Origin of the sequence: Gardnerella sp. DNF00747 (genome assembly GCF_049262675.1) — a bacterium.
Taxonomy (GTDB): domain Bacteria; phylum Actinomycetota; class Actinomycetes; order Actinomycetales; family Bifidobacteriaceae; genus Bifidobacterium; species Bifidobacterium swidsinskii.
In genome coordinates, this window is sequence record NZ_CP058394.1 from 482,367 (window position 1) to 508,447 (window position 26,081).

The window sequence follows — 26,081 nt, forward strand, 5'->3', positions numbered from 1 at the left end:
GCTGTAAAGTTTCTGTCGCTTTTCGCAGATTTGGAAAACATTTTTCCTAGCGGCGAATGTGCAGAAAACAGATTCGATTACAGCAAAACGCTTGCATTACAAGGTCTAAGACAAGATTTTTTACACACCTTTGGTTTATAACCGAGCTTGGGCTATAACTCCAAAAGTGTGTAAAGCTGAGCTTCTGGATATTCTGTGTTATAAGGCACAGCCCAAACATTGTTGTAATACATATATAAATATATAAACTTTTGCGAAAAATAAAGTAGTGAGTATAATTCACGTTTTAGATATGTAACATTGAAGTTTTTATAGATTTTGTATTCTTCATAAAAATTAAAATATTTAGATTATTGTCAAAATTTTCTCAAAGGAGATTGTGATGGTGAATGATATCGTATTTGAAGATAGTAATAAAAAAGATAAAGAAGAATTGCTTGATTGTTTGATGAAAGAAAGAGGTTTATTTTTTACTGGATCAGGAATCAGCATTGAATCTGGGGTTGCAAAAGTTGATGATGTCTTACAACATACTTGTGATAAATTCTTGATGGAATTTGATAAATGTGGTTGGTGTGTCCCACAAAAAGAAATGTCTCGTAAAGATTATATTTGTAAAATAGTTCAACCAGAGCTATTTTATTCAGTACTACTGGAATGTACAGGGGATGACCGTGTTTTAGAAATGTGGAATTGTCTTAAAAAAGATCATTTCACGAAGGACTATGAACCGCAACCAAATATAATACATTATTTCATAGTAGCTTATTCATATTTTGCAAAGGTTCCAATTTTTACCATGAATTATGATAAAATGTTCGAATCATCTTGCGAAAAGCTTAGACTGCCCCATCTTGTTTATGTTGATTGTCCAACTGATGAATCACTTGAATCACAAGTAGTAATCTGTAAATTGCATGGAAATTTAAGAGAAAATTCAGGGAATATAGTAACAAAAGATGATATTGCAACAACAATGCCAGGTATTTCCAAAGAAAGCGATTTTGCAGATTATGTAAAAAGTAATATTAAGACGCATGACGTGTGTATTTGGGGATATAGCGGAAGAGATGTGGATTATTTTCCGATTTTGCGAAATAGTCATTATGAGGACAGAAAATTTTTCTGGACGGTTGGAAATCCTAAAGAATCTGAAATTGATAAGCTAACAGAAGAAAATGCTTCATCATTGCATAATGTAGTCAAGATAACAGGATATCCATCCAATATGAAAGATGAGTTGATGAATGTGTTATCAACTTTTGATGGCGGCAGTGATATTGTTGATCATATTCGTGAACTAACTAAGGACAGCTCAGTTTCTACAGAAGAAAAAGAAAAATTTTTAAAAGAAATTGAGTCAAACATTGATGCGAAAAATATATCTTTTAATAAAGAAATATTCTGGATGTTGCTTTTGCAAAGAACTGGGCAAAATAAAGATTTGAAATGTATGATTGAAAAGTTGTCTGAAAAATACGATGATGATGATTGTAATTCATTAACTAGTAAAGAAAGAATTATATTGCTAAAAGCGAGGATTTCCCTTGCAAGAGAAAGTGCGGATTTTGATAAATATCGTCAACTTGCGAAAGAACTAAAGAAAACAGCAAAGAAATACGGATTGTCATCTATAGACAGGCGCCAATATTTAGCAGATTCAAAAATCGAATATGTGTCTTCGTTGCAAATGCGTGTTCCATCGAGCCTTTCTTTAAAAGTTCCGTTATTAAGAAGAAAATACGGTTTATTGCTTTTAGTTAGGATTCGTTTTGCACTTGTGAATAGCATGTTTATTCGTGATGAAGAATTGTATAAGAGTAACGAAGTCATTGCACAAGAATGTGAACTTAGGTCTTTGGCAATAGACTGTAAAATTCCATTTTTAAAGAAACGTGCAAAAAGAAAACTTAGAAGTTTATTGGCAAGAGCTAAGGCTATAGGTAATCACGCAACAATAATTGGAGCTTGTAAGTATCTCTGCAGATTATATCCATACAATAAAGATGAGTATGAGCACATGGTTAAAATCGTTGGAACTATAGGAAGTGATTTGAGTGCATTGTCTATCATTTATAGGGATGAAGATGTCAATAAATCTTTAGAAGAAGCTAAGAAAAATGATAATACTTTGAACATCGTGAAAGCTATTTTTAAAAAGAAGTCTCTTATAAATGATTGTACGGATTTGACAATTAGTGATGAAGAAAAAGAATTGCTATTTAATTCCATCAAAAAGATTACTCCAAAAAGTTTGAAGAAAACGCTTTTGCACATAGGAAAACGAGAGGGTTTATTTTTAAAAAATAGCAAGTAAAAGTCATATACAAAATTTAAGTTGAATGCAACAGAATATAATAAGCTACAAAAGCATAGTTTCAATAAAATTGAGGATTATTTGTTTATTAATAAAATTAAAAAATGAATATGTGGAATAAAGGGTGATGTGAGAGTACTCATCTGCGCCAGTAACGACAAGAACGTAAAAATACGTTATTCGCGCAGAACGTAATCTGCAGGAGTAACGAAAGAACGGTATTGAGTGTTACTTGTGCAGTACGCTGACTGCGTCAGTAACGAAAAAACGTCATTGAGCGTTACTAGCGCAGAAACCAACCTGTACGTGTCTTAAAGACGCGTACAGGTTACTTATCTTCTTCGCGGCAGCTTTCGCATAAGCCAAATACTTCTAGCGTATGATCCACCACAGTGTACCCGTGAGATTCAGCTACTTTATGAATCCATCCTTCGTCGTCAGGCGGCTCAATGTCGACGGTTTTTCCGCAACGTTCGCACACTAAATGATGGTGATGAGTATTTTCATCGCAAATACGGAATAATTGCTGTCCATTAAAGCGCACGGTATCTACTTCGCCGCTTTGAGTTAAAGAATTAAGTTGACGATACACTGTTGCTAAGCCAATAATCTCCCCGTCTTTGGCGAGTATTCGGTGCAAATCTTGTGCAGAAACAAAATTACGAGACTCGCGTAAGTAGGAGAGTACTATTTCTTTTTGTTTTGTATGTCTACGCATAGGCTCACTAGACATTTCGCATCCTTTCGTCGTTTTTAGTCTAGCTCGTCGTCCCAGCAGCCTGTTGCATCTAATGCTGCAGCAGCGTCAACAGGATTATCGCATAGCACAGTAATATGACCCATTTTGCGATTCTTACGAACTTCAGCTTTTCCATAATCATGTATATGCCATTCTGGATGTTCCAAAATCAGCGAACGTGTAGGAGCCACATGTTGCCCAAGAACATTTACCATAACAGCAGGGGAAAGTAGCTTAGGCTTCTTTAAAGGCCAACCAACAATACCGCGAATATGTGCTTCAAATTGATCCATATCGCAAGCTTCAATCGTATAATGCCCGGAATTGTGAGGGCGAGGAGCAAGTTCGTTTACTACTACGCGATTATCTTTAGTGATGAAAAGCTCGATTCCTAATGTTCCTGCTAGTTCGAATCCTTTAGCTAAGCGCAAAGCTAATTCGTGAGCTGTTTTTTCAACTTCAGGATCAACTACTGCAGGAGCTAAAGTCATGTGCAAAATACTATTGTGATGCACGTTTTTTACTAGAGGATAAGTTACGAAATCCTTACCATTTCCAGAAACCAAGATTGATGCTTCAAAAGCAAAATCGACGAAACCCTCGAGAATTGAAGGAGGGAATTTTCCTCCGCGATCCGAGCGATGGTGAATGTTAGCAACGTCTTCTTCTGTGCGCAAAACATCTTGACCATGACCGTCGTAGCCGCCGCGACGAGTTTTAAGAATTGCTGGCAAGCCTATTTCGTCAATAGCAGCATCTAAGTCGTCCAAATTATTTACTTCACGCCACGGAGCTGTTTCGATTTTATGACTATTAATGAACGTTTTTTCACTGACGCGATCTTGAGTTACGCGTAACAGGTCAGTTCCTTGTGGGATTGCGGTTAAATGACGAACTTTATCAAGTGCGTCTGCGTTAACATTTTCAAATTCGTAGGTTAATACATCGCAACGTTCAGCAAGCTCACGCAAGCCTTCAGGATCGTCGTAATTAGCTTCAACCTGCAAATCTGCTACTTGGAACACAGGGCAGTCAAGCGTAGGGTCAAGAACACCAATACGAAAACCCATATGGCGAGCTGCAATAGCCATCATGCGCCCTAACTGGCCGCCGCCAATAATTCCAATAGTGGATCCTGGCATTAAACGTTCAACAGCGCCATTAGTTACTTCAGATAAGGTTGGCATTTGATTCCTCGACTTTTTCTTTTAGCTCATTGCGATATTCTGCTAGTTCTTTAGCAAGACGATTATCAGTTGTACTTAGAATACTTACAGCAAGCAATCCAGCATTTGTCGCACCAGAGTTTCCAACTGCAGTAGTTGCAACAGGAATACCTCCTGGCATTTGTACTATTGAAAGCAATGAATCCCAGCCTGATAGCGCATGCGAGCGTACTGGCACTCCAATAACAGGAAGCGTGGTTTGTGCCGCAATCATGCCAGGCAAGTGGGCGGCTCCGCCGGCTCCAGCAATAATAATGTGGAAACCGTTTGAGCGAGCATTATGCGCAAAATCTGCCATTAATTCCGGTGTACGATGTGCGGAAATAACTCGTTTCATATACGGAACTTGGAATTTATCTAGAATTTCACAAGCATGACGCATGGTTTCCCAATCACTTGAGGATCCCATTACGACAGCGACGGTTGGCTTTACTTCTGACACGATGAACCTCCCTGACGTGCACTTGTTACTTTACGCAACACTAGGGAGAACTCGCCGAAGTTTATCTAAAACTTAACAAATTATTTGTTCGCTTCATTGCTTTTTGGTCGCAACGATTTTACCATTTCTAGTATTTGTTTAGGATTAGCTTCCGGTAAATAGGCGTGAGTTACAGCTAGTGAAATCTGAGCTAATTTTGCAGAATCCATATAGCAAACATATACGGAACTTGCGGATGGCTGGAATTTTTTCTTGAAGAAATATAGCGATTTGAACCCATAAGCTGGTTCCAAAATGTCAGACATCATTTCTAGCGCATGATTAATAACGTTAGAAGATTTTTGACCATTTTCGTTCAATATGTCTTCGTTTATGCCAGCTAGAGGTGCTGCAGAAAGGCTCATAAATTCTACAGGACAGTCTGGGTTTTCTAATCCTTCATCTCTTAAACGTTCTGCCATTCTAGCAATTAATAATTCCATAATCCCATTAGGACTATCTGTGCGGTGACGCATAAAATCAAGTGTCCAACCAATAATTCGATTATTTCTATACGTTGGCATCCAGCTTGTTACTCCAAGTACCCTGCCGTCTTCATTAATAGCGTATAAAATTTTGACGCGGCTATCTTGAAGTTCGTCAAGTCCTCCGAGAGTAAATTTCATTTCTGGAAGAGCTTTTAACTCTGCCCATTCTTCTGAAATTTCTACAATTTGTTGCCGTACGTCCCAAGAGGCTTCGTTATAAGTTGTAAGTACGTCGGCAATTCCATCTCGTTTTGCTTTGTTTATAGCTGTACGAATATCTTGCCATTTTTTCCCTCGCGTCTGCCAAGTATTAGGGTCTACTAGCATGTCTGTTCCGACTTTAATAGAAGTAAATCCAAGTTTTTCTAGTTCTTGACGCGTTTTATCGTGCACAGCATAGAATGCTGGAGACCACGAATTTTGTTCGCAGAATTTAATAAATCCTCGAATATCTTGTGAATACTCTTTTTCATCTCCAAAAGGTTCTGTAAGAGTGAGCGCAATACCGTAATTTAGTCTATAGGCAATTGCAGATTGCCCGCTTTGAGAGAACCAATAATGGTTATTCGCCCAAGTTGTCATAAAGCTCATTGTGTTTCCACCAAGTTCTACTAATGAGCTTGTTTTTTTTCTATCGTTTTCGTTTGTAGAGATGCTGCTGCGGAACCACGTAAAGCAGACAATAAACAATATTGTCCAGAATATCACGCCCACGCTTTGTGCTAGTAAAGAAGATAGGGGTGTTTCAGTGCGAAGCATTGCGTTAGATCTGTTTCCAAATCCCATAGGCATCCAGCGCCCTGGTAAATCTCGCAATAAGTGGTAAATATCAGCAGATGGAGTAAATTCTTCAGGTATCATAAGACCAAAAGCAACATATCCAGCACCAGTTATATACAATGCTATAAAAATTGCTATTAGTCCCAAACGTGCCTGTAGTTTGCTCGTATGAACAGAAAAATGCTTTAAATTAATTATCAACAAAATAGTAAGCAATAATGGTGGGAGAGCGGTAAGCATAAAAGCAACAGCAACAGCATTATGTTGATGTTCCAAAATATTTTGTTTTGTGGCAATTAAAGGCAAAACAGTGAAATACATTCCTGCATATAGCACAGTCAGTGCGTTTATAAATATAGAAGTTAATGCAGCTAGTCTACGCCCTCGTAACATTCCCCACGCAATAATCATCAGTGTGATGCTTGGTAATAGAATGCGAATCCATAATTCGCCAATTGCAGCGTGATGTAGACCTGAATGAAGAAAACAATTATTTGTGCTGTAATTTGTCATGCATCGCGTAAGCCATGTCTTAGAGCCTAGTTGCGGTGACATAAACAAACCAAGAGTAGTAAGAATTCCTGCGTGAGAGCGTGAAGATAATGCCAACACTGGACCTAATGCAATAATGCTCTGAGCTACTGCAAAAAGCCTACGAATTTCGTAATCTATACCTTCCCACCAGTTTACACTTCGTCTAACGCCTTTTGTTTTGCTCATAATATTGCCGATGATGTGTCCTGTAAGGGCTGCAATAATAGTGCAATAATCGCCTGGATTTCCACTATAAAGAAGCATTGCTGAAGTAGTAGCGTATCCAATTACTAAAGTTCTTCTGCGCCACAAAATAGATTCGTAAGATGCAGAAGCCATAAAAGCGCCAATAAACAGTGTGAATGGAGATAGTCGAATAGGAATCTTGGTAATCCAATGCATGTTTCGAATAATGATTGAAAGATTACCTATGATTGTTAATCCTACAATTATGCCAACAAGTGTGCTAAATATTGCAATATAAATAATATTAAGTCTACTTATACGAGTTTCTGCAACGCCAATAAGTACGGCAACAAGTAAACAATTAACCATAAGAGATGGCATATTATTTACGAAAATAAGCGAATGGCACACTTTTATCAGCAGCTCTGTGACGTTTCCGTGCCCGAAGAATAGGCTTGGACCTTTTGAATGATGATGTCGCATAAACAATTGTGCAAGAGTAGCGCTTGTGCCATAAGTATAAAAATGCATAAGTGCTAATACGAGCCAGTGTATGCAATTTATAACAATAAAAATGCATGTAAGCGTTAATGCAAAAACTTTATGTTGCATCCAGGTTATGAAATCGTGCATCAATATTTTTGTATGCCGAATTGCTGAATGTTTAGAATCAGAATCATTTTTCTTACAACGTTTATGAAAGAAAGACAGCATCATATTAGTCTCGATTCACTTGCTGGTTGATAAGAATTTGTACATTTTGGTAGGTATTAAGTTTTGGTGCAGTGCTTGAAATACCTGTTTTTTTGCAGAATTGATCAATTGCTATTTTTAATCCAGCTTTTACTGTGTGCCAATCATGACCATTGCCTTGAGAAAGCATGGTTATAACATTCATTCCAGCGCGATGTGCGCTTAGTGCGATGGTTGCCTGATTCGCTTGAGATTTAGTATCCCATGAGCCCGCAATAGCGTAATAATTTTGTTTCAAAGGAGCATTTTTACGCATTATCACGCTAGGTACATGTCGCTCATATTCTGATGTGTTTCCATTGAAATAATGATTAATTGTTTCTTGGCGATTCTTATATGTTGGTTCTAGTTCCCCTCCGGCAGAAAAAATGTTTCCAAATATATCAGGGTGAGATGGAACTAGTTGCGTTGAGCAAGTGCCTCCTTGTGAGAAGCCGCCCATAAGCCACATTTTAGGATCTTTGCTTACTGGCAAATGTTTGCGTATCCATTTAGGAACATCATTAATTAAATATGTTTCTGCTTTGCCGAACACATGTGTATCCGCACACAGAGAATTATGCGAAGATTTACCATTTTGGTCAGGGGCTACAACAATAGGTGCAAGACCGTAGTGATTTTTCGCGTAATTGTCTAAAGTATTTGCAATATCGCTTGCTGCAAAAAAGTGATTAGGGCTACCAGGTTGTCCTGCAAACATGACCATAACTGGCAGTTTTGGTGGTTTTTTAACAAGTGCAGCAGGTGGCAAGTATACGTTTGCTATTCTGGCATTGAAATGTGAAGCAGTGTTAGGGATATAAACTGAACGAACAATACCTTTTTTAGGCAGTTTTGGCAGTTTTTGTTGTGCTGCTAACTCTCTCCATTGTTTAATACTAGAGGATGCGGATTTTTGCTTATTAACTTCTAGTTTTGGAAAACCGCCCATTCCAAATATTGAACCTATTGTCGTGTATTCCCCATAAATCATGTCTACATGAAGAGCTGTGCTTGCTAACGTCAAGATAATAGCTATTACTGCAACTAGTTTTCTCCATTTGTGTAAGAAAACAAATGCTGTTGCTGCAAAACCTATAAGCCCGAAGCCGCATGCAATAGAAAAAATAACGAGCCATCCAAGACTTACTTCGAATACAAGAAACACGTCAGAAATAAGCCAAGCAATTATTCCACCGACAAAAAATGTTATGACACCTATTGCAAGTTGTATTAGTAAGTGGAACATTTTCTTGCCGCGTTTTGTTTTCATAAAAAGCAACAAGACTAAAGAAATACCATTTACGCTAAAAAGGCTTACTGGTAGCCATCCTTGCAAAAGACTCACTTTTGCCAATTGCAGCATGTTTGACTCCTATACTTTCTAGTCTAATTTGCGTACCAGTTACTAATCTAAGCGACATATACGCACAGTAATTGCCCAACCTAGTAATGTAATGCTAGTATCTGAAATTTTCCTCAATATTTGTTTTATTTTTTATTATTTATTCTATTTAAATAATAAATATCGAAACATATATTGTAATCAGTCCTAAGTATTAAAATTGCTATTTTTTCTTGTTTCAATGCATTGTTAAAAATTTATGACGATAGCAATAAGTAAACTTGCACATTATTAGTAATAATTAGTACGTGTGTGATTTATTGAGGATAGTATGAAGTCATTTTTGCGCTTGAAAGTTCCGTATTGGCTGTATGCATTTCTTTTCTTTGTTATTGACGGCATGTCGGTAATTATTGTGCAAATGGGTGTGCAGCGCGCTGGAAGAGTTGAGATGACTTCTGCAATGTCTGGTGGACGTTGGGGATTAATAACTAAAACCTGGAAAGAACTTAATTTCGTTATTGTTCTTAGTGCGCTCGTTGTTGCGATGATATACGGTTTAATTCTTTTGATTAGTAACCGATTTTGGATATCAAGTGCAATAATTCTAAGTGTTTCATTGCTTATTGCTGTTATTGAATATATGAAAGTAAATGTTCGTTATGAAACTATTCTTCCTGCGGACTTAAACTTTTTAAAAAGTAACACTGGTAATGTCGCTTCATTTTTGCCAGATAATGCTCCTATGGTCATTGGTGTTGCTTTAGGCGTTTTTATTTTGCTTTTAGTTACAACTGTTTGCTTACACATATTTGATACAAATCATGGAAAGATTGTGCGATTTAAAGATTGGCGTTATTCTGCTGGTATTCGTGTTGCAATTGCGTTGATTTTAATAGGGAATTTAAGCTGGTATATTGGCGGCGTTGGCACAGTTGACTCTTCGGCTAATGTTTTTTCTAAAATGCTTGGTGACAGTCCTGCTATGTGGGATTCTGTTTATGACGCTCAACGCAATGGTGCTATTGTGGCATTTTTGCGTAATGTAAATCCTAAAATTATGGATAGGCCGGCTGATTACAGTGAAGAAACTATGAAGGCTGTATACAAGCGTTATAACGATGAAGCTAAACGTATAAATCGTTCTCGTACAACAAATATGAACGATAATACTTTTATTCTTATCTTGTCTGAATCGTTCTCTGATCCTACTCGTGTTCCTGGTTTGAAGTTGAACAAGAATCCAATACCATTTATTAGCAATTTAAAGAAGCATACGGATAGTGGTTTGATGCTTTCTTCTGGTTATGGTGGCGGTACTGCAAATCTAGAGTACATGTCTTTAACTGGTTTGAGCATGGCTAATTTTGATCCTTCAATGACGAGTCCGTATCAGCAGTTGGTTCCTAATGCTCAATGGTCTCCAACTATTAATCAATATTGGGATGATTCTCGTAATTCTATTAAATCTATAGCTTTCCACCCGTATGAGCCGAGCATGTATTTGCGCGCTACTAATTACAAAAAGTTTGGATTTAGTAAGTTCTACGCATTGCAAGGACCTGATGTTATTGCTCACCGTGATGTTATAGATAAATCACCGTATGTTTCTGACGCATCAGCATATAAGAGTGCGTTAGAAAAGATTAAAGAGCATAAGCAACCTAGGTTCGTACAAATTGTTACTATGCAAAACCATATGCCTTATAGGGATTGGTATGCGAATAATGAATTCGAAGTGTCTTCTAAAGATGGTGCCGCTGATCTTGGTGATGATGAAAAAACTTCTATTGAAACGTATGCTAAGGGTGTGCAGCACACTGATGAGGCAACACAAGCGTTTTTGAAGAGTTTAGATAAACTAAATAAGCCTATTACTGTTATGTTTTATGGTGACCATTTGCCAGGAATTTACGGCACTGCAAGTTCAGATGAAAAGAATTCATTGTCTTTGCATTTGACTGATTATTTTATTTGGTCAAATAAAGTTGCTTTGGAGCGTAAAGAGCGTAGTGAGAAAAAATCTTCAAACAAAAATGTAGAGCATTCTAATACAAGTAAAGATGTAGATCGTACTAATAAGTATTCTTCACCTAACTTCTTTATTTCTCAGGCTGCTTTACATATGAACGCTAAAGTTTCTCCGTATCTTGCTTTCTTAACTTGTTTACATGAGCATGTGAGCGCTATGGAGCCTCCTGTTGTAAATACTATTCAAGGCTGGGATAGAATTCCTGAGGGACAATCAATTTATTTGGATAACGATGGTAATCCTATGATTTTGTCTAAGATGGATAAGAAGTCACGTCAACTTCTTCATGACTATCGCTTAATACAATACGATATTACTGCTGGAAAGCATTATTTGCGTAATACTGATTTTCTGAAATTACCGCGCTAAAAGCTAGTTTGATTATTACAATGCCCCTCGTTTGTATTTGATACATAGTATGTTTCAAATAGCGAGGGGCTTATTGATTTGCAATTTGTTAATGAAAACTATATCAATTAACAAACTATTTTAAGGCTTTAGATGCGATATCATGCCTAAAGAACATGTGTGGAAGATTAAGCTTATTTAATATGCTGTAGACGTTGTTTTGAGCGTCTTTTACGTCATCTCCATGCACTTGCACAAGAGCTACTCTACCTGAAGAAGTAAGAAGTTTGCCGCTTTCTTCATCGCTTTTTACTCCTGCATAATACACGTGTTGACCTTGATTTTCGTCAACAGGAATTTGAGGAAGAGGAGTTCCAGTAACTAAAGTGCCAGGGTAGCCTTCGCTTGCAATAATTACGCCGAGCGTAACACCGCTATCTTTCCAAGTAAAAGTAGGATTTTTATGCTGCAAAATATCCCATATAGCTGCACCAAAATCTGAAGTAAGGCGAGGAAGCACAACTTCTGTTTCTGGGTCTCCAAAACGAGCATTAAACTCAATAACTTTAGGACCTGTTGCTGTATCAATTAAGCCAGCATAAAGCACGCCAGTAAAAGGCGTACCCTCTTTAGCTAGTCCTTCAACAGTTGGGCGCACAATTTCGTCGATAGCACGCTGAACTGTTTCGTCGCTAATTTGCGGCACAGGGCTATAAGCTCCCATGCCTCCAGTATTTGGTCCTTTGTCTCCGTCATAAGCACGCTTGTGATCTTGAGAAATAGGCATAACCCAAAAATCAGTTCCGCTTACAAAACTCATAAGCGAAAACTCTTGACCTTGCAAAAATTCTTCAATAACAACTTTTGCTCCAGCTTGACCAAAACGATGATCTACGAAGATATCATCCAAAGCATCAACTGCTGTTTGCTCATCCATAGCAACAGTAACGCCTTTTCCAGCAGCCAAACCATCCGCTTTAATAACAATTGGAGCACCATGCTCAAGAACGTATGCGCGTGCCGGCTCCAAAGCGTCAAATGTTTTGTAGGAGGCAGTTGGAACGTTGTGACGAGCCATAAGCTTTTTTGCGAAATCTTTAGAGCCTTCAATTTGAGCTGCGGCTTTGTTTGGACCAAAAGCGGCAATTCCATGCGCTTCAAAATTGTCAACAATGCCATTCATAAGGGGAACTTCAGGACCAATGAACGCAAAATCGTAGTTATTGTCTTTAACAAACTTAATAAGAGCGTCATGATCTGATTGACTTATGTTTGCAGTTTGAATGCCATCTGCTGCAATACCAGGATTTCCAGGAGCAACAGTTACTTCTTCAACGCTTTCTCCTTTAAGTAGCGCGTGTGCAATAGCATGTTCGCGAGCGCCAGAACCAACTACTAAAACTTTCATTTTTGATCCTTTATTGCTTTAAGATTTTGCTGTTTTGTGGATTACAACAATTCGACTGCAACGTTTTCGCGCTTAGCCATTTTGCCAATAATATAAGCGGTTTCGTTATGCTCTTTTAGTATTCGCATTGCCTCGTCTGCTTTGTTTTCGTCAACTGCCAAAACCATGCCAATACCCATATTAAAAACGTTGAACATTTCAGCGTGAGCAACTTTTCCAGCTTTTTCAATAACTCCAAAAATAGGTGGAACGCTCCAGCTAGTGGTATCAATTTTTGCAGCCAAATCATCTGCGTACATGCGTGGAACATTTTCAATAAATCCGCCGCCTGTAATATGAGCAACTCCCTTAATAAGATGTTCTGCAAAAAGTGGCTTTAAAGCTTTTACGTAGATTCGAGTAGGTTCAAGAAGAACTTCGCCAAGTGTTTTGCCATTAAGCTCATCTAGCTTGGTGTCAACGCTAAAACCTGCTTCTTCAAACAAAGCTTTGCGAACAAGAGAGAATCCATTTGAATGAACTCCTGAAGAAGGAAGTCCGATAAGCACGTCGCCGGCAGTAATAGTGGAGCCGTCAACAATATTCGAACGTTCTGCAACGCCTACTGCAAAACCTGCAAGATCGTACTCGTCTTCGTCATACATTCCAGGCATTTCAGCAGTTTCGCCGCCAATTAAACCTGTCTCTGATTGCACGCAACCATCTGCAACGCCTGAAACTACTTGCTCAAGTATTTCAGGATTGTTTTTTCCGCATGCAATATAATCGAGGAAGAAAAGCGGCTCGGCACCTTGAGCTGCAATATCGTTTACGCACATTGCAACGCAATCAATGCCAATAGTGTTATGCTTATTCATCATTTTTGCAATCACAAGCTTGGTTCCAACGCCATCCGTGCCAGAAATCAGCACTGGCTCTTTGTAACCAAGAGATGCCAAATCAAATAAGCCGCCAAATCCGCCAATGCCGCCTACAACGCCTGGGCGCTTTGTGCGATTTACATGAGATTTAATACGACGTACTACTTCGTATCCTGCTTCTACGCTTACGCCAGCTTCTTCATATGCGTGTGGCATATTGGTTCCTTTCGTAACAATGTTATAAGTATTTTCTTAAGTTTTATTTATAAATTGCAATGAACAATTTAATTAATAAATAATCAAGTTATTAAGTTATATAAGATTTTCGTGTGAATATTTACTGTGCTTCCTTACTTCTTGCAAATGTTCGCGTTCTTCAGGAGTAAGTGAAGCCAAGAATTCTTCGCCATAATCGTCTAGTGCAGTAGGGTAGTCGCCATTAAAGTAAGCAACGCACAAACCGCCATAAGGAGCAGGCTTTTTTAATCCAATCGACTCGACTAATCCATCTAAAGACAAAAATGCTAAGGAATCAGCATCGATATACTCGCGAATTTCTTCAACTGAATGCTTTGCTGCAATAAGTTCCTTCGTAGTTTGAATATCGATACCGTAGAAGCAAGGATATTTAAGCGGAGGGGAAGAAATACGCATATGCACTTCTTTAGCGCCAGCTTCTCGAAGCAATTGCACAATGCGCTTAGAAGTAGTTCCGCGAACAATCGAATCGTCAATAACGATAACGCGTTTTCCTGCAACTACACCACGAACAGCAGAAAGTTTCATACGAACGCCTTGCTCGCGTAATTCTTGCGTCGGTTGAATAAAAGTGCGTGCAACATACTGGTTTTTAATCAATCCCATTTCGTTTGGAATTCCGCTTGTTTCAGCGTATCCTGCAGCAGCAGAAAGTGAAGAATTAGGAACTCCAATAACCATATCTGCTTCAACAGGAGATTCTTTAGCCAAACGTGCACCCATGCGCTTTCGTACAGAATGAACATTAATACCGTAAATATTAGAATCTGGGCGAGCGAAATAAATAAATTCCATTGAGCATACTGCATGCTGCACGTGCTTTGTATATTGCTCAATAGTGTAGCCATCGTCATTAATAACAATGATTTCGCCAGGCTCAATATCGCGAATAAACTCTGCTCGCACAATATCAAGCGCACAAGTTTCAGAAGCAAGCACGTACGCGCCGTTCTTCATACGACCAAGCGAAAGAGGGCGGAAACCATTTGGATCAGTTGCTCCGATTAGTGCATCTTGAGTAAGCAATAAGTAAGCAAAACCGCCATGAACAGTTTGTAAAGCTTCTTTTAGGCGATCCATAAAAGTTGCTTTACTGGAGTGGCGAATTAAATGCATCAATATTTCAGTATCAGAATTTGAGTGGAATATTGAGCCTTTATCTTCCAAGGAATTACGTAGGCTAGTGCAATTTGTCAAATTTCCGTTATGAGCAAGAGCTACGTCTCCATCGTGGAAACGGAATAGGAAAGGCTGAATGTTATCAACGCTTCCAGAACCTGCAGTAGCATATCGCACGTGACCGATAGCCCTGTTTCCAGTAAGACGATCCATAACTTGTTCATTGCTAAATACTTGAGTTAGTAATCCCAATCCGCGATACCCATGCAGTTTGCCATTGTCGTTAGATACAATGCCGGCACCTTCTTGTCCTCGATGCTGTAGCGCATGAAGTCCAAAATATGTCAGCCTAGCTGCATCTTGATGACCCCACACACCAAATACGCCGCATTCTTCGTGAATATCTTCAAGTTCTGCAGACATTCATACCCCCCTAATAATCGATGATTGTAATCGTCGAATTTTGTAGTTATTTTGATACAAGTCTTGCAACTGTAAACTAAAGCTCATGCAGTGAAATATTCAACGCCAGCTTCAAACAATGGTTGCTCGTGGAAATCAGGAATATTGACATACAAGTCACGACCTGCGCGCTCGCAATGTCCCATTTTTCCAAAAACTCGACCATCTGGGCTGGTAATTCCTTCAACGGACATAATCGATCCGTTTGGATTCACATTCAAACTCATGCTTGGAACGCCATTGCTATCAACGTATTGCGTAGCTACTTGGCCGTTGTTAATAAGCTTTTCCATAACTTCGTTAGTAGCAATAAAACGACCTTCTCCATGAGAAATTGCAACAGTATGCATGTCTCCAACTTGCGTATTTGCTAACCATGGTGAAAGATTTGAAGCAATTCTAGTGCGAACAATCCTACTTTGGTGTCTGCCAATAGTGTTGTAGGTAAGAGTTGGGCATTCGGAATTTATTGGGATAATGTCACCAAAAGGCACAAGACCAAGCTTAATAAGCGCTTGGAAGCCGTTGCAAATTCCAAGCATTAAACCGTCACGATTATTAAGCAAGTCACGAACTGCGTCTGTTACTGCTGGATTCCTAAAGAATGCTGTAATGAATTTTGCAGAACCGTCCGGCTCGTCCCCTCCAGAGAAGCCTCCTGGAATCATTACAATTTGACTCTTTTTAATCTCTTCAACCAATTTCTCAGCTGATTGTGCAATATCTTTTGCGCTTAAATTATTAATAATAAGCGTATGAGCGTCTGCTCCAGCTTTTTCAAAAGCAGCTTGAGTATCGTATTCGCAATTATTTCCAGGGAAAACTGGGATAATAACGTGAGGATGCGAAAGCGGCTTTAGTTTTCCTGTGTGCATGTGGTTTGTAGTAGAAACATTAGTTTCGTTATTAATAGTTTCTACAATCTCGCCAGGCTTTTTATACGGGAAGATTGAGGAAAGTTCGCTTTCCCAAACTTTTTGCAAATCACTTAAATCAATTTCTTCGCCATTCGATGAAGTAATCGCGTAATTTTCAGTTGTTTCGCCAACAATCTCAACGTCAACCAAGCTTGTATTCGCTAAAGACGGAACTTCAGCGTCTTCTTTAAGCTCAACGTAGAAGTTTCCATATGCTGGCTTAAATAAATCATCGTCGCTTAAATTGTTGAATAATTTAAGACCAATATGATTTCCAAGCGTCATTTTGAATAAGCTTTCTGCGCTAGCACCGTAGCCAGGAGTAGATATAGCAAGAGCTTGCTTGTTTTTCGTAATATTTTCTACAATCTCTAGTGCTTTCAGGAAGCTTTCTTTTTCTGGAGTAATTCCGTCGGATTTATATTTTGGAGCAATACGTATAACTTTATGATTTACACCCTTAAATTCAGGTGAAACAGTTAAACGTGCATCTCCAGTAGAAACAGCAAACGAAATCAAAGTTGGTGGCACATCCAGATTCTCAAAACTGCCGCTCATGGAATCCTTGCCGCCAATAGCTCCAACGCCAAAATCAAGCTGTGCACTTAAAGCACCAAGAACTGCTGCAGCTGGCTTTCCCCAACGCTCTGGAATATCGTGAGGCTTGCCAAAATATTCTTGCAAGCTCAAGTAAGCACGTTCGCGAGTGAAACCGCTAGCTGCTAGCTTTGCCAATGATTCAACAACCGCAACATAAGCTCCAGTAAACTGATTCTTTTCCATCAAATACGGATTAAAGCCCCAAGCCATTGCGGAAGCTGTGTTTGTTTCGCCAAATACTGGGAATTTAGCAACCATGGCTTGAGCAGGAGTAAGCTGGCGACGACCGCCAAAAGGCATAAGTACAGTAGCAGCGCCAATAGTAGAATCAAATCGTTCAGATAAGCCTTTATTTGAAGCAATATTAATATCCGAAACTAAGTTATGCATGCGCTTTTCTAACGGCAAATCTGACTGATTCTGCCATGGAGTTTCGTAAGATTCTCCACTTTCAATATGCAATATCTGCTGTTTTGCAGCGCCATTAGAAGCCAAGAATGCGCGGCTTAAGTCAACAATGGTTTTTCCACGCCAAGTCATTCGCATTCGTGCTTCTTCAGTAACAGTCGCTATTATTTCTGCTTCAAGATTTTCTTCACGAGCATACTTCAAAAATTCTTCAGCATCACTTGATGCAACGTCGACAGCCATGCGCTCTTGAGATTCAGAAATAGCAAGCTCAGTGCCGTCGAGACCTTCGTACTTTTTAGAAACTTTGTCGAGATTAATAGTTAAGCCGTCGGCAATTTCGCCAGTTGCGACAGAAATGCCGCCAGCGCCGAAATCGTTGCAACGCTTAATAAGTTGACAAGCATCCTTGCGTCGGAAAAGTCGTTGCAGTTTTCGCTCAATAGGAGCATTACCTTTTTGAACTTCAGCTCCGCACTCTTCAATACTTTCAACATCTTGAGCTTTAGAAGCGCCAGTTGCGCCGCCAATGCCATCTCTACCAGTGCGTCCGCCAAGAAGAATAATCACATCGCCAGGAGCTGGAGTTTCTCTGCGCACATGGTCGGCTGGGGTAGCGGCAACAACTGCACCAACCTCCATACGTTTTGCAACATAACCAGGGTGGTATAACTCGTGTACTTCGCCAGTAGCTAAACCAATCTGATTTCCGTAAGAAGAGTATCCTGCGGCAGCAGAAGTTACAATTTTTCGCTGCGGAAGCTTACCGTTTAAAGTCTCGCTAATAGGCGTGCGTGGATCTGCAGCACCAGTTACGCGCATTGCTTGATACACATAGGAGCGTCCAGAAAGAGGATCACGGATGCAGCCACCAATGCAAGTTGCAGCTCCACCGAAAGGCTCAATCTCTGTAGGATGATTATGTGTTTCGTTTTTAAACAGGAATAGCCAATCTTCGTCGTGACCGTTTACGTCCACTTTAACTTTTACTGTGCAAGCGTTGATTTCTTCTGACTCGTCCAAATTTTTAAGCTCGCCGGTATGCTTTAAGTATTTTGCGCCAATAGTTGCCATATCCATAAGGCAAACAGGCTTATTTTCGCGATTTAGTTCTTTTCGCAAATCAAGATAACGGCTAAATGCTTCTTGAACAGTGTTATCGTCAATAGAAATATCTGTAAGCTCGGTGCCAAAAGTCGTGTGACGGCAGTGGTCGGACCAGTACGTATCAATAACGCGAATTTCTGTAATAGTAGGATTTCTATGTTCTTCACGGAAATACTTCTGGCAGAACTTTGCGTCAGCCAAATCCATTGCCAAACCGCGAGTATTAATAAAGTCTTGTAATCCAGCTTCGTTTAAATCGTTAAATGAGCTAATTACTTCTACATCAGATGGTACAACTGCTTCTCGCTGTAAACTTTTTACCTCATCAAGTGAAGCTTCTCGCGCTTCAACAGGATTAATAACGTAGTGTTTAATATCGTTTAGTGCTTTTTCGTCAAGATCACCTTTTAAAGCGATTACTCTAGCAGTGCGCACTGTTGGGCGTTCGCCTTGACTAATAAGTTGAATGCATTCGCTAGCAGATTGCGCACGCTGATCGAATTGACCAGGCAAAAATTCTACAGCAAATACGTGCTCGTCGGTTTCAATAGGCAAGTAATCGTAAGTATTATCAACTGGAGGTTCGCTTAATACTGTTTGCACAGCATTGTCGAATAAATCTTTGCTGATACCTTCAACGTCATAACGGTTAATAATTCTTGCGGAAGTAATCGCGCTTATGCCAAGAATCTCCCTAAGCTCATGTAAAAGCTGTTGCGCTTGAACGTCAAAACCAGTGCGTTTTTCCACATATACGCGAAATACCACGAGAAACCTACCTTGTTGAATGTGCGGTATGAATGCAGTGTTTATTGTTGTATTGGTTTTAAATTATAAATATTAAATTATTCAAAATCACATTAAGAATGCATGTGGCTCGCACCCCCTAAAGGTACGAGCCACAACAATCATTATCGTTCTACGCAATCGTCAGGTTTGCGCACAGAGACATCCAAGCCTTCGCTTTGAGCTAAAGATGCAAGCCTATCGTAAATCTCTTCATAAGCAGGAATGATGTCGCCTAAATCGCGTCTGAACAAGTCCTTGTCCAAATGGCTTACCTCATTCGTACCAGCATTGCGCTTATCCCAAAGTCTGCAAGTATCAGGAGTTATTTCATCAGCGAGAAGAATATTACCTTGCGCGTCTACGCCCTCTTCAATCTTGAAGTCAACAAGCTGAACATCAATCTTGGAGAAAATATCCAACAAAGCATTGTTAACAGCATGAGCTTGACGAGTGACTTCCGTCATTTCTTCATCTGTTGCTAATCCAAGAGCTACAACGCCTTCTGGATTAATAAATGGATCGCCAAGCTCGTCGGACTTTACGCAGAACTCCAACAATGGCTTCTTTAAAGGTGTTCCTTCTTTAACGCTATAACGTTTTGCAAAAGAACCTGCAGCAGTATTTCGCATAATAATTTCCAGTGGGAACATGCGCATACGCTTTACAAGTTGTTCAGTATCGGAAATTCGTCCGAGGAAGTGGCTTTTTACGCCGCGCGCCTCAAGTAAATGGAATAGTAACGAAGTAATCCGGTTATTTAAACTGCCTTTACCTGCAATCTGAGCTTTCTTCAGACCGTTACCAGCTGTTGCCTGGTTCATGTATTCAACCCATAGCACATTGGTGTCATCGGTAGCATACAGTTTTTTGGCTTTGCCTTCGTACAACTTCTCAAGTTTTTCCATGATATGCCCTCTCTTATGTGCATTCACAGTTGTAGGCGCAAACCAACAATATTTGTAGGTTTACCTGACCTTTGCCAGCACGATTAGCGTAACAATTGTTACCTACAAAATTTCCCTTCGTGCATACCGTAAATTATTATCTTTTTTAACTCTTATGCCTTAATTTTCAATGTATCTAAGCATTTGTTTGTGTAGTTTTTAGCAACATGGCGATGCGTGTCGCATTTTCTCTAGCTTCTTCCTGCGTTAATCCAGTAGCTAAAGAAACTGCCATTCGTCTGTGACCATGCACAGAAGGCTTAGCAAAAATACGCAAGTTGCATCGATGATTTTCGCCAGATTGCAAAGCTTGAGCAATATTCGTAAAACCAACAGATCCTTCCGCTTTAATAACAATGGCGTGACTTGCTGCAACTTCATTATTTTTCAAAGAAAGTTCAGTATAGTTAGCTGTAATTGGGACTCCCAAAATAGCCAATGCGTGTAATGCGAATTCACTGTAGTGCTGTGAAATCATAGTTACCATGCCAGTATCGTGTGGGCGAGGTGAAAGCTCGTTAAATAACAGTGAGCCATCTTTTAATACAAATAGTTCGACTCCATAAATGCCCCAACCTGTTTCGCCAGCTTCTTGCGCAATATCAGTCAAACTTTCTACAGCACGCTTTGCAATATCTTTCGCATTAGTGCGGATCGATTCAGGAATATTTGCAGGCTGCCAAGATTCTCTATAGTCTCCGTCTTGCTGACACTGAGCGATCGGCTCACAAGTAGTAATTCCTGCGCAAGAGCTTATTGTAAGTACTGTAAGCTCATAATCAAGCGGAGCTAAAGCTTCAACAATAACGCGTGAACACTCATTTTCATGCTCAGCTGCTGCACGCCTGCCATGCTGAGCTTCATTCCAAGCTGCGAGCAAATTTTCAGAACTACGAACTATTGACTGACCATGACCAGAAGAGCTCATAACAGGTTTAACTACACAAGGATAGCCAACTTTTTTAGCTCCATCCTCTAACTCTTCATAAGATGAAGCGAAACAATACGGTGTAGTAGGCAGTCCTAAATCTTCGTGCGCAATTCTACGCAAGCGCTCGCGATCCATTGCAATCGCGGCAATATCTGAGCTAGGAACGACTTGAATATTCTTTTTAGCAGCATCTTTCAAAACTTCAGTAGCAATAGCTTCAACTTCTGGAATAATAATGTCAGGATTCACATTGGAAATAAGTTCTTGCAATTCTTGCGGATTCGACATATCTAGCACGTGGTATTCGTGAGCTATTTGCATTGCAGGAGCGTTTTTGTAGCTATCGGCAGCGCATACTAGCACGCCTAATCGCATAAGCTCAATCGCAATTTCCTTACCAAGCTCGCCTGAGCCAAGAAGAAGTGCTGTCGTGTTGTTGCTATTTGCAGTTACGCCAAAAATGCGCTGATTTTGCTCAGAAAAACTCATACACCCATTGTTGCATTTGCCATTGTCGAATAATTGATGTTGTTACTACGACGCGCCGAAGTGTGTTGCTCTGGCGGAAATCTAGAAAATCGTGTATAGTATCCCTTTGTTGTGTGATTATGTATGTTTTCACGCGCATGGTGGCTATAGCTCAGTCGGTAGAGCATCTGATTGTGGTTCAGAAGGTCGCGCGTTCAAGCCGCGTTAGCCACCCCACTTAAACGGCAGGTAAGTATCTGCCGTTTTTTGTTTTGGATTGCAATATTTTTGCCTATAACCCGCATATAACCCCGAATTTAGGAATTTTTACGAATATTAAGAAATTTGCAAATTTTACTTGAAATTTTTCATGGGGGGGGGGTATAACAACATATGTGCTTAGCAGTAGTGCACTACATTATCTTGCGTTTAAGTTTTTGGCGTGAATTAGCCTGCTGATTTTGGGCATGATTGTGCTTGCTTGCGTTCGTATCGACGTTTGCTTTGGTGGTTTGTGATATTTCGCGTTCATTTGCTGCTGATAATGCAGTGTTCTGCACCCCGGGCAATACTTGTTGATTCATAAAACCAACAGGCATGAGTATTCGAGCAGCTTTTAGATTTTTGGAAATCGAGGCGTTAGAATGTTACGGCTTCATGGCTGTTTCTCTAACCTTATGCGTATAACTTGTAGTTTTATGAATCGTCATCATGCGCTTGATGATGTTAGCGGTTCTGTAACTTTACAAAAATCTAAAGGTTGCACTAAAGGGTGCTCTATTGCTAACGCTTCTAAATTGTATTACATTCGTCGCGCGGCTCTTGCGTTGATTGTTGCAGTGGCGACTATTCTTGCTGTTCTCGTTGTGTCAGCTAAGCCTGCAAGCGCTGCGCAGGTTATGTGGTCGTATGGTGGTTATGGATATTTTACTGCTAATGGTAATGGCGTTGGTAATGCTGTTGAAAATATGCATATTACGCCAACGATTACTAAGGATTCTAATGGTACTCATGTGCAGTATGAAATATATTTTAACTATGCTTTTCTTGAGCGTTTAGATTCTCAGCCTAGACAGCGTATTCCAGCGCGACCTACTTTTTATGTAGATCTTCCGAAACAGCTTATTACGGACACTATTAGAGTGAAAAGAGATAGGCGAAATGTTTACGAGAAAAAGTGGAATGACTGGTCAACTCAGAATGCTAGCGGCATCCCAGAAACAATGAAAACTTGGGATAAGAAATGGGGCTGGTCTCAAACAATTTCTCGTTGGCATTATACGTATGGCAATACAGATTTCAATGATCAATGGGAAGATACTGTTGGTGATGGTCATTTTGGCTGTGGGTATAATGTTGATTCTGAGTCTAAATTTAAGAATTACAGTTTATGCGAGATAAAGAAGTGGCATGACAATGGCGACTTTGGTATAATGCTGCGTTCGTTTGAGAGTGCTAATTCTACGACTTGCTACCGTTGGGTTATTACTGCAGATGTGCCAGATGGTACTGATATTCGTTACATGCCTATTATTGCTGGATATCAGGCTACGAATGCTGAATCTCATGAGCGTGATTATGCAGCTTATGGTCCTTATGATCATGATGGTGATGGCATACCAGATAACGTGGAGTGGGATAATAGTACCAATCCGACTAAGCCTGGTGGGTTGCATTTTGAGGAGTCGGAGGATTCGCAGCCTCGTCAAGCTTCTTCTGTGAGAGCTTATACCGATGATGGTCACTGGCAAGAGAATCCTGGTGATTACTTCAATAATAAGGGTAGTTTTGTTCCTGATTATGGTAGTGACGGTAAAAGAGGTAAACTGTACGATCATATTCCTAAGAATCTTACTTATTCTATTGATGGTAATGCTTATTTTGATAACAATAAGGGATCCAATGCTCAAGTTACTTTTGATGATCCTAATAAGCAGAAGCCAGAGCCTTTACAACAAGGTCATGCGTGGATTGACAAGTCTACAGGTAAAGTGTATTTTAACCCAGCAGACTCGCATAAAAATCATACAGTCTATATACCGATTAAAGTAACATACCCTAATCCAAATAAGTACAACTGTAATCATCCTCAGCCTTTTTCAGAGACGGTTGTCGCTAAATTCAAAGTTTGGCCTATGTCTCATTTTTATAAGCCTGTGTATCCAGATTATGATAAAAAACAGGTGCAAGCTGGAAAATCAATTACGTCGGTTCCAGAAAATAAGGGGATTACTAAAGGCGATTTTCCGAAAGGTACTAGGTTTGAGCTTGGTAAGAGTAATAAATATTCTAAACCAGTGCTTTCTTGGTCAAAAATGACTAATACTAGTACTGGTGAAGTAACTTTTACTCCGAGCAAACCTCAAGATCCTAATAATTACGATACTCCTGTAATTGCTCACTATCCTGATGGCTCAAGTAGTACGGATAATGGGCAGGTTTATGCTCACGTTAAAGTAACGCCACTTACTGTAGGCAATAACGATTTAGGTTTTTCTATTGCTGAGGGTGCAGGTATGCACGATTACGGTAGTAACTATTCCGACCGTATTACTTATGGTTCGTATCATACGGATCATTACACGAATCTTGATAAAGATAAGCAGATAGATAGTAGTAGGCTTCTTATACCTGACGCGTGGTCTGCTAACAATAAGTCTCCTATTAAATTCCGCGCTATTTGCCACGAAGAAAATAAGGATAATTATACGCTTCTTAAATGGGATGAAGTGAAAAACAAGCCTTTTGGTGAAGTTAACGGATTAAAGTTTACAGCTTTTCGTCAATGGAAGATTGCTACGGAAGACGAAGAAAACAAGTGCAGGAATAATAAAAACTGTAATCTTAATGATTTTAAATACTCGCATTTAACTAAAGACGAGTACAACACGAATACTATGGCTCGTTCTCGCGCGATTATTACCGGAACACCTAAGAAAAGCGGTAAGTATGAGTGTCGCGTGTTTGCTTTTAACAATGCTGGTAGTCTTAAGGTTTTCGATGACATAATTGCCAATGACACTGGCGGAAGTGTTGTTTATAAGAAAATGCTATTTGCTAATTATGGTACTCAGGATGAGACTAAGAATTCAAAGGGTAAAGATTGGAATGATCAAACTTTAAAGTTTAGTGTTAAAGCTTCTTACGCGCATAGGAATAATCCTAGTTACGTGCCGTTGAAAGTGAAGGCTGGTGAATATCATGCAAGCCTTACTAATGGTTATAAGAATATGACTGATGTGCCTACGAGTAAGAAAGGCGCTAATAATGCTACTCATCAGGATGATATAGAAGAAGGCGCACTTCCAGACGGCACTTGGTTCGAGTTTGATGAAGACCAGTATAAGAAAGATAATCCTGGTTGGTATAAGAAGGATAAGGATCATCCTTATGGAATGTCTTTCTACGATAATGGTCAAGACAATAAGCCTAGCGATGGTGGGAAGACTGGTAAAAACCATGGTACAGGTGATGGTTCTCACTATGGAGTGATGTCTTTTAAGCCGCTTAAGTGGCAGAAGCCTGGCGTGTATAAAATTCCTGTGATTGTACATTATCCGGACGGTTCAAAGTCTACGGATAAAGATGCTGGTAATGGCGATGGCATAAGTAAACCAAATCCAGTGTACGCGCAAGTGACAGTAGATCCTATGGAAGGCGATGATATAAAGCTTCGAGTGCTAAGGTCAGATTCTCCTGACGCACCTGATATTAGTGATGTTGATGGTAAGTTTGGAAGTGGTAACGGTCTTACCATTATGAGTGGTATGAGTCTTATGCATAGACCGTTTATTGACGCTTGGTCTACAAAAGACGTGTGGAATAGTGGTAATAAAACTGAGAAGAAAATAAGCTTGGAAGTTTTATGCGAAAATGATGACCGTGATTTTGTTTCAGAACTTGCGGGTATGAAAGCAAGCAATCCAATTACATGGAGTCATGTTGATACGTACTCCGAGCGTGAGAAGTGTAAGAATAATTCTAATTGCAACGCGCAGCATAAATTGTATAGCTATAACGCTAACGATAATCCGAATAATCCGTTCGATGCTGCTCAACGTACTACTGCTACGCTCGATGGTATTCCAGAAAAAACTGGTGACTATCAGTGCGTTGCTTGGGCTTTGAAACCAGACGCTAAGAAATCTTTTGATGATATGAGTAGTCATCATGGTGCTAAATATGATTTGTTGCATGATGTTCACGGAGATCAGTACACCAGGGGTAAAGATTACGAGTTTAAGACTTTCATGATTCACGTTGTGAAACCATTCAGTCTGCCAAAGACCGGCGGATGCGGCTGGAATGCGTCTTTGTGTGTTGTTTCTGCGATGTTGTCTAGTTTGATTGCTGCTGTGTTTGTAATGGATCAAACTAAGCGCGGACACGAGTTGCTTGGAAGGTGGCGACTCGTATGAAACTTTTCTGCTGGGTGCATGTTTTTAATGTGCATGTTTTTGATGCAAAATCTCATGGAATTTTGGAGCGTGATATTGCAACATAATTTCACTAAATCTAAAAAAATTTACTCATTTATGAGCAAATTGTGTAAATAATTCGGTTAAAACCAAAAACAAGTAAATACTTACATCAAAATTTCAA

Annotated in this window: 15 protein-coding genes and 1 tRNA gene; 4 read left to right on the forward strand and 12 right to left on the reverse strand. The window is 39.6% G+C overall.

The window, feature by feature from the left end:
• Positions 1-382 precede the first annotated feature (382 nt).
• Positions 383-2,317 (forward strand): SIR2 family protein, encoded by a 1,935-nt coding sequence (locus tag HXT32_RS01720; protein ID WP_422119018.1) that lies wholly within the window; start codon positions 383-385, stop codon positions 2,315-2,317.
• A 328-nt stretch (positions 2,318-2,645) separates the two neighbouring features.
• On the opposite strand, the gene HXT32_RS01725 is transcribed toward HXT32_RS01720, so the two are convergent.
• The 5 genes from HXT32_RS01725 to HXT32_RS01745 form a co-directional block, all read right to left on the reverse strand.
• The gene (locus tag HXT32_RS01725; RefSeq protein ID WP_004106002.1) at positions 2,646-3,050 is read right to left on the reverse strand and encodes a Fur family transcriptional regulator; all 405 of its coding nucleotides are present in this window, start codon (positions 3,048-3,050) and stop codon (positions 2,646-2,648) included.
• Positions 3,051-3,070: 20 nt separating this feature from the next.
• Positions 3,071-4,243, reverse strand: coding sequence for a 5-(carboxyamino)imidazole ribonucleotide synthase (gene purK / locus HXT32_RS01730; RefSeq protein ID WP_004108378.1), 1,173 nt, complete (start codon positions 4,241-4,243; stop codon positions 3,071-3,073).
• Positions 4,227-4,691: a 5-(carboxyamino)imidazole ribonucleotide mutase gene (gene purE, locus HXT32_RS01735; protein ID WP_004108375.1), complete on the reverse strand. Its 465-nt coding sequence runs from the start codon at positions 4,689-4,691 to the stop codon at positions 4,227-4,229. The genes purK and purE overlap by 17 nt, the downstream gene beginning before the upstream one ends.
• A 113-nt stretch (positions 4,692-4,804) precedes the next feature.
• Positions 4,805-7,468, reverse strand: coding sequence for a bifunctional lysylphosphatidylglycerol flippase/synthetase MprF (locus HXT32_RS01740; RefSeq protein ID WP_422119019.1), 2,664 nt, complete (start codon positions 7,466-7,468; stop codon positions 4,805-4,807).
• A gap of 1 nt (position 7,469) precedes the next feature.
• A complete protein-coding gene (locus tag HXT32_RS01745) occupies positions 7,470-8,849 on the reverse strand; it encodes an alpha/beta hydrolase (RefSeq protein ID WP_076002952.1) in 1,380 nt (459 codons plus the stop codon).
• Positions 8,850-9,159: 310 nt separating this feature from the next.
• Here HXT32_RS01745 and HXT32_RS01750 point away from each other — a divergent pair, with 310 nt between their 5' ends.
• Positions 9,160-11,229 (forward strand): LTA synthase family protein, encoded by a 2,070-nt coding sequence (locus tag HXT32_RS01750; RefSeq protein ID WP_102703186.1) that lies wholly within the window; start codon positions 9,160-9,162, stop codon positions 11,227-11,229.
• Between the two features lie 115 nt (positions 11,230-11,344).
• Here HXT32_RS01750 and purD read toward each other — a convergent pair whose 3' ends face one another.
• The 6 genes from purD to purT form a co-directional block, all read right to left on the reverse strand.
• The gene (purD, locus tag HXT32_RS01755) at positions 11,345-12,616 is read right to left on the reverse strand and encodes a phosphoribosylamine--glycine ligase (RefSeq protein WP_116431604.1); all 1,272 of its coding nucleotides are present in this window, start codon (positions 12,614-12,616) and stop codon (positions 11,345-11,347) included.
• Positions 12,617-12,657: 41 nt separating this feature from the next.
• Positions 12,658-13,692, reverse strand: coding sequence for a phosphoribosylformylglycinamidine cyclo-ligase (gene purM / locus HXT32_RS01760; RefSeq protein ID WP_103013838.1), 1,035 nt, complete (start codon positions 13,690-13,692; stop codon positions 12,658-12,660).
• A 96-nt stretch (positions 13,693-13,788) separates the two neighbouring features.
• Positions 13,789-15,276 (reverse strand): amidophosphoribosyltransferase, encoded by a 1,488-nt coding sequence (purF, locus tag HXT32_RS01765; RefSeq protein WP_004105975.1) that lies wholly within the window; start codon positions 15,274-15,276, stop codon positions 13,789-13,791.
• 83 nt (positions 15,277-15,359) lie between these two features.
• Positions 15,360-19,115 (reverse strand): phosphoribosylformylglycinamidine synthase, encoded by a 3,756-nt coding sequence (locus HXT32_RS01770; RefSeq protein WP_103013839.1) that lies wholly within the window; start codon positions 19,113-19,115, stop codon positions 15,360-15,362.
• Between the two features lie 143 nt (positions 19,116-19,258).
• Complete coding sequence (gene purC, locus HXT32_RS01775; protein ID WP_103013840.1) at positions 19,259-20,041, reverse strand: phosphoribosylaminoimidazolesuccinocarboxamide synthase; 783 nt, start codon at positions 20,039-20,041, stop codon at positions 19,259-19,261.
• Positions 20,042-20,216: 175 nt separating this feature from the next.
• Positions 20,217-21,500, reverse strand: coding sequence for a formate-dependent phosphoribosylglycinamide formyltransferase (gene purT, locus HXT32_RS01780; protein ID WP_103013841.1), 1,284 nt, complete (start codon positions 21,498-21,500; stop codon positions 20,217-20,219).
• Positions 21,501-21,640: 140 nt separating this feature from the next.
• On the opposite strand from purT, the gene HXT32_RS01785 reads away from it, so the two are divergent.
• A tRNA-His gene (locus tag HXT32_RS01785) sits at positions 21,641-21,716 on the forward strand.
• A 176-nt stretch (positions 21,717-21,892) separates the two neighbouring features.
• Here HXT32_RS01785 and HXT32_RS01790 read toward each other — a convergent pair.
• Positions 21,893-22,078 carry a hypothetical protein gene (locus HXT32_RS01790; RefSeq protein WP_076002948.1) on the reverse strand — a complete coding sequence of 62 codons (186 nt, stop codon included), beginning with the start codon at positions 22,076-22,078 and terminating at the stop codon, positions 21,893-21,895.
• A 99-nt stretch (positions 22,079-22,177) separates the two neighbouring features.
• Here HXT32_RS01790 and HXT32_RS01795 point away from each other — a divergent pair, with 99 nt between their 5' ends.
• On the forward strand, positions 22,178-25,897 hold the full coding sequence (locus tag HXT32_RS01795) for a Rib/alpha-like domain-containing protein (protein WP_254597194.1): 3,720 nt from the start codon (positions 22,178-22,180) through the stop codon (positions 25,895-25,897).
• Positions 25,898-26,081 lie beyond the last annotated feature (184 nt).

Coding starts and splice junctions, on each gene's coding strand:
- HXT32_RS01720 (WP_422119018.1), top strand. CDS start 383: ATGGTGAATGATATCGTATTTGAAGATAGTAATAAAAAAGATAAAGAA.
- HXT32_RS01725 (WP_004106002.1), bottom strand. CDS start 3,050: ATGTCTAGTGAGCCTATGCGTAGACATACAAAACAAAAAGAAATAGTA.
- purK (WP_004108378.1), bottom strand. CDS start 4,243: ATGCCAACCTTATCTGAAGTAACTAATGGCGCTGTTGAACGTTTAATG.
- purE (WP_004108375.1), bottom strand. CDS start 4,691: ATGGGATCCTCAAGTGATTGGGAAACCATGCGTCATGCTTGTGAAATT.
- HXT32_RS01740 (WP_422119019.1), bottom strand. CDS start 7,468: ATGATGCTGTCTTTCTTTCATAAACGTTGTAAGAAAAATGATTCTGAT.
- HXT32_RS01745 (WP_076002952.1), bottom strand. CDS start 8,849: ATGCTGCAATTGGCAAAAGTGAGTCTTTTGCAAGGATGGCTACCAGTA.
- HXT32_RS01750 (WP_102703186.1), top strand. CDS start 9,160: ATGAAGTCATTTTTGCGCTTGAAAGTTCCGTATTGGCTGTATGCATTT.
- purD (WP_116431604.1), bottom strand. CDS start 12,616: ATGAAAGTTTTAGTAGTTGGTTCTGGCGCTCGCGAACATGCTATTGCA.
- purM (WP_103013838.1), bottom strand. CDS start 13,692: ATGCCACACGCATATGAAGAAGCTGGCGTAAGCGTAGAAGCAGGATAC.
- purF (WP_004105975.1), bottom strand. CDS start 15,276: ATGTCTGCAGAACTTGAAGATATTCACGAAGAATGCGGCGTATTTGGT.
- purC (WP_103013840.1), bottom strand. CDS start 20,041: ATGGAAAAACTTGAGAAGTTGTACGAAGGCAAAGCCAAAAAACTGTAT.
- purT (WP_103013841.1), bottom strand. CDS start 21,500: ATGAGTTTTTCTGAGCAAAATCAGCGCATTTTTGGCGTAACTGCAAAT.
- HXT32_RS01790 (WP_076002948.1), bottom strand. CDS start 22,078: ATGCCTGTTGGTTTTATGAATCAACAAGTATTGCCCGGGGTGCAGAAC.
- HXT32_RS01795 (WP_254597194.1), top strand. CDS start 22,178: ATGAATCGTCATCATGCGCTTGATGATGTTAGCGGTTCTGTAACTTTA.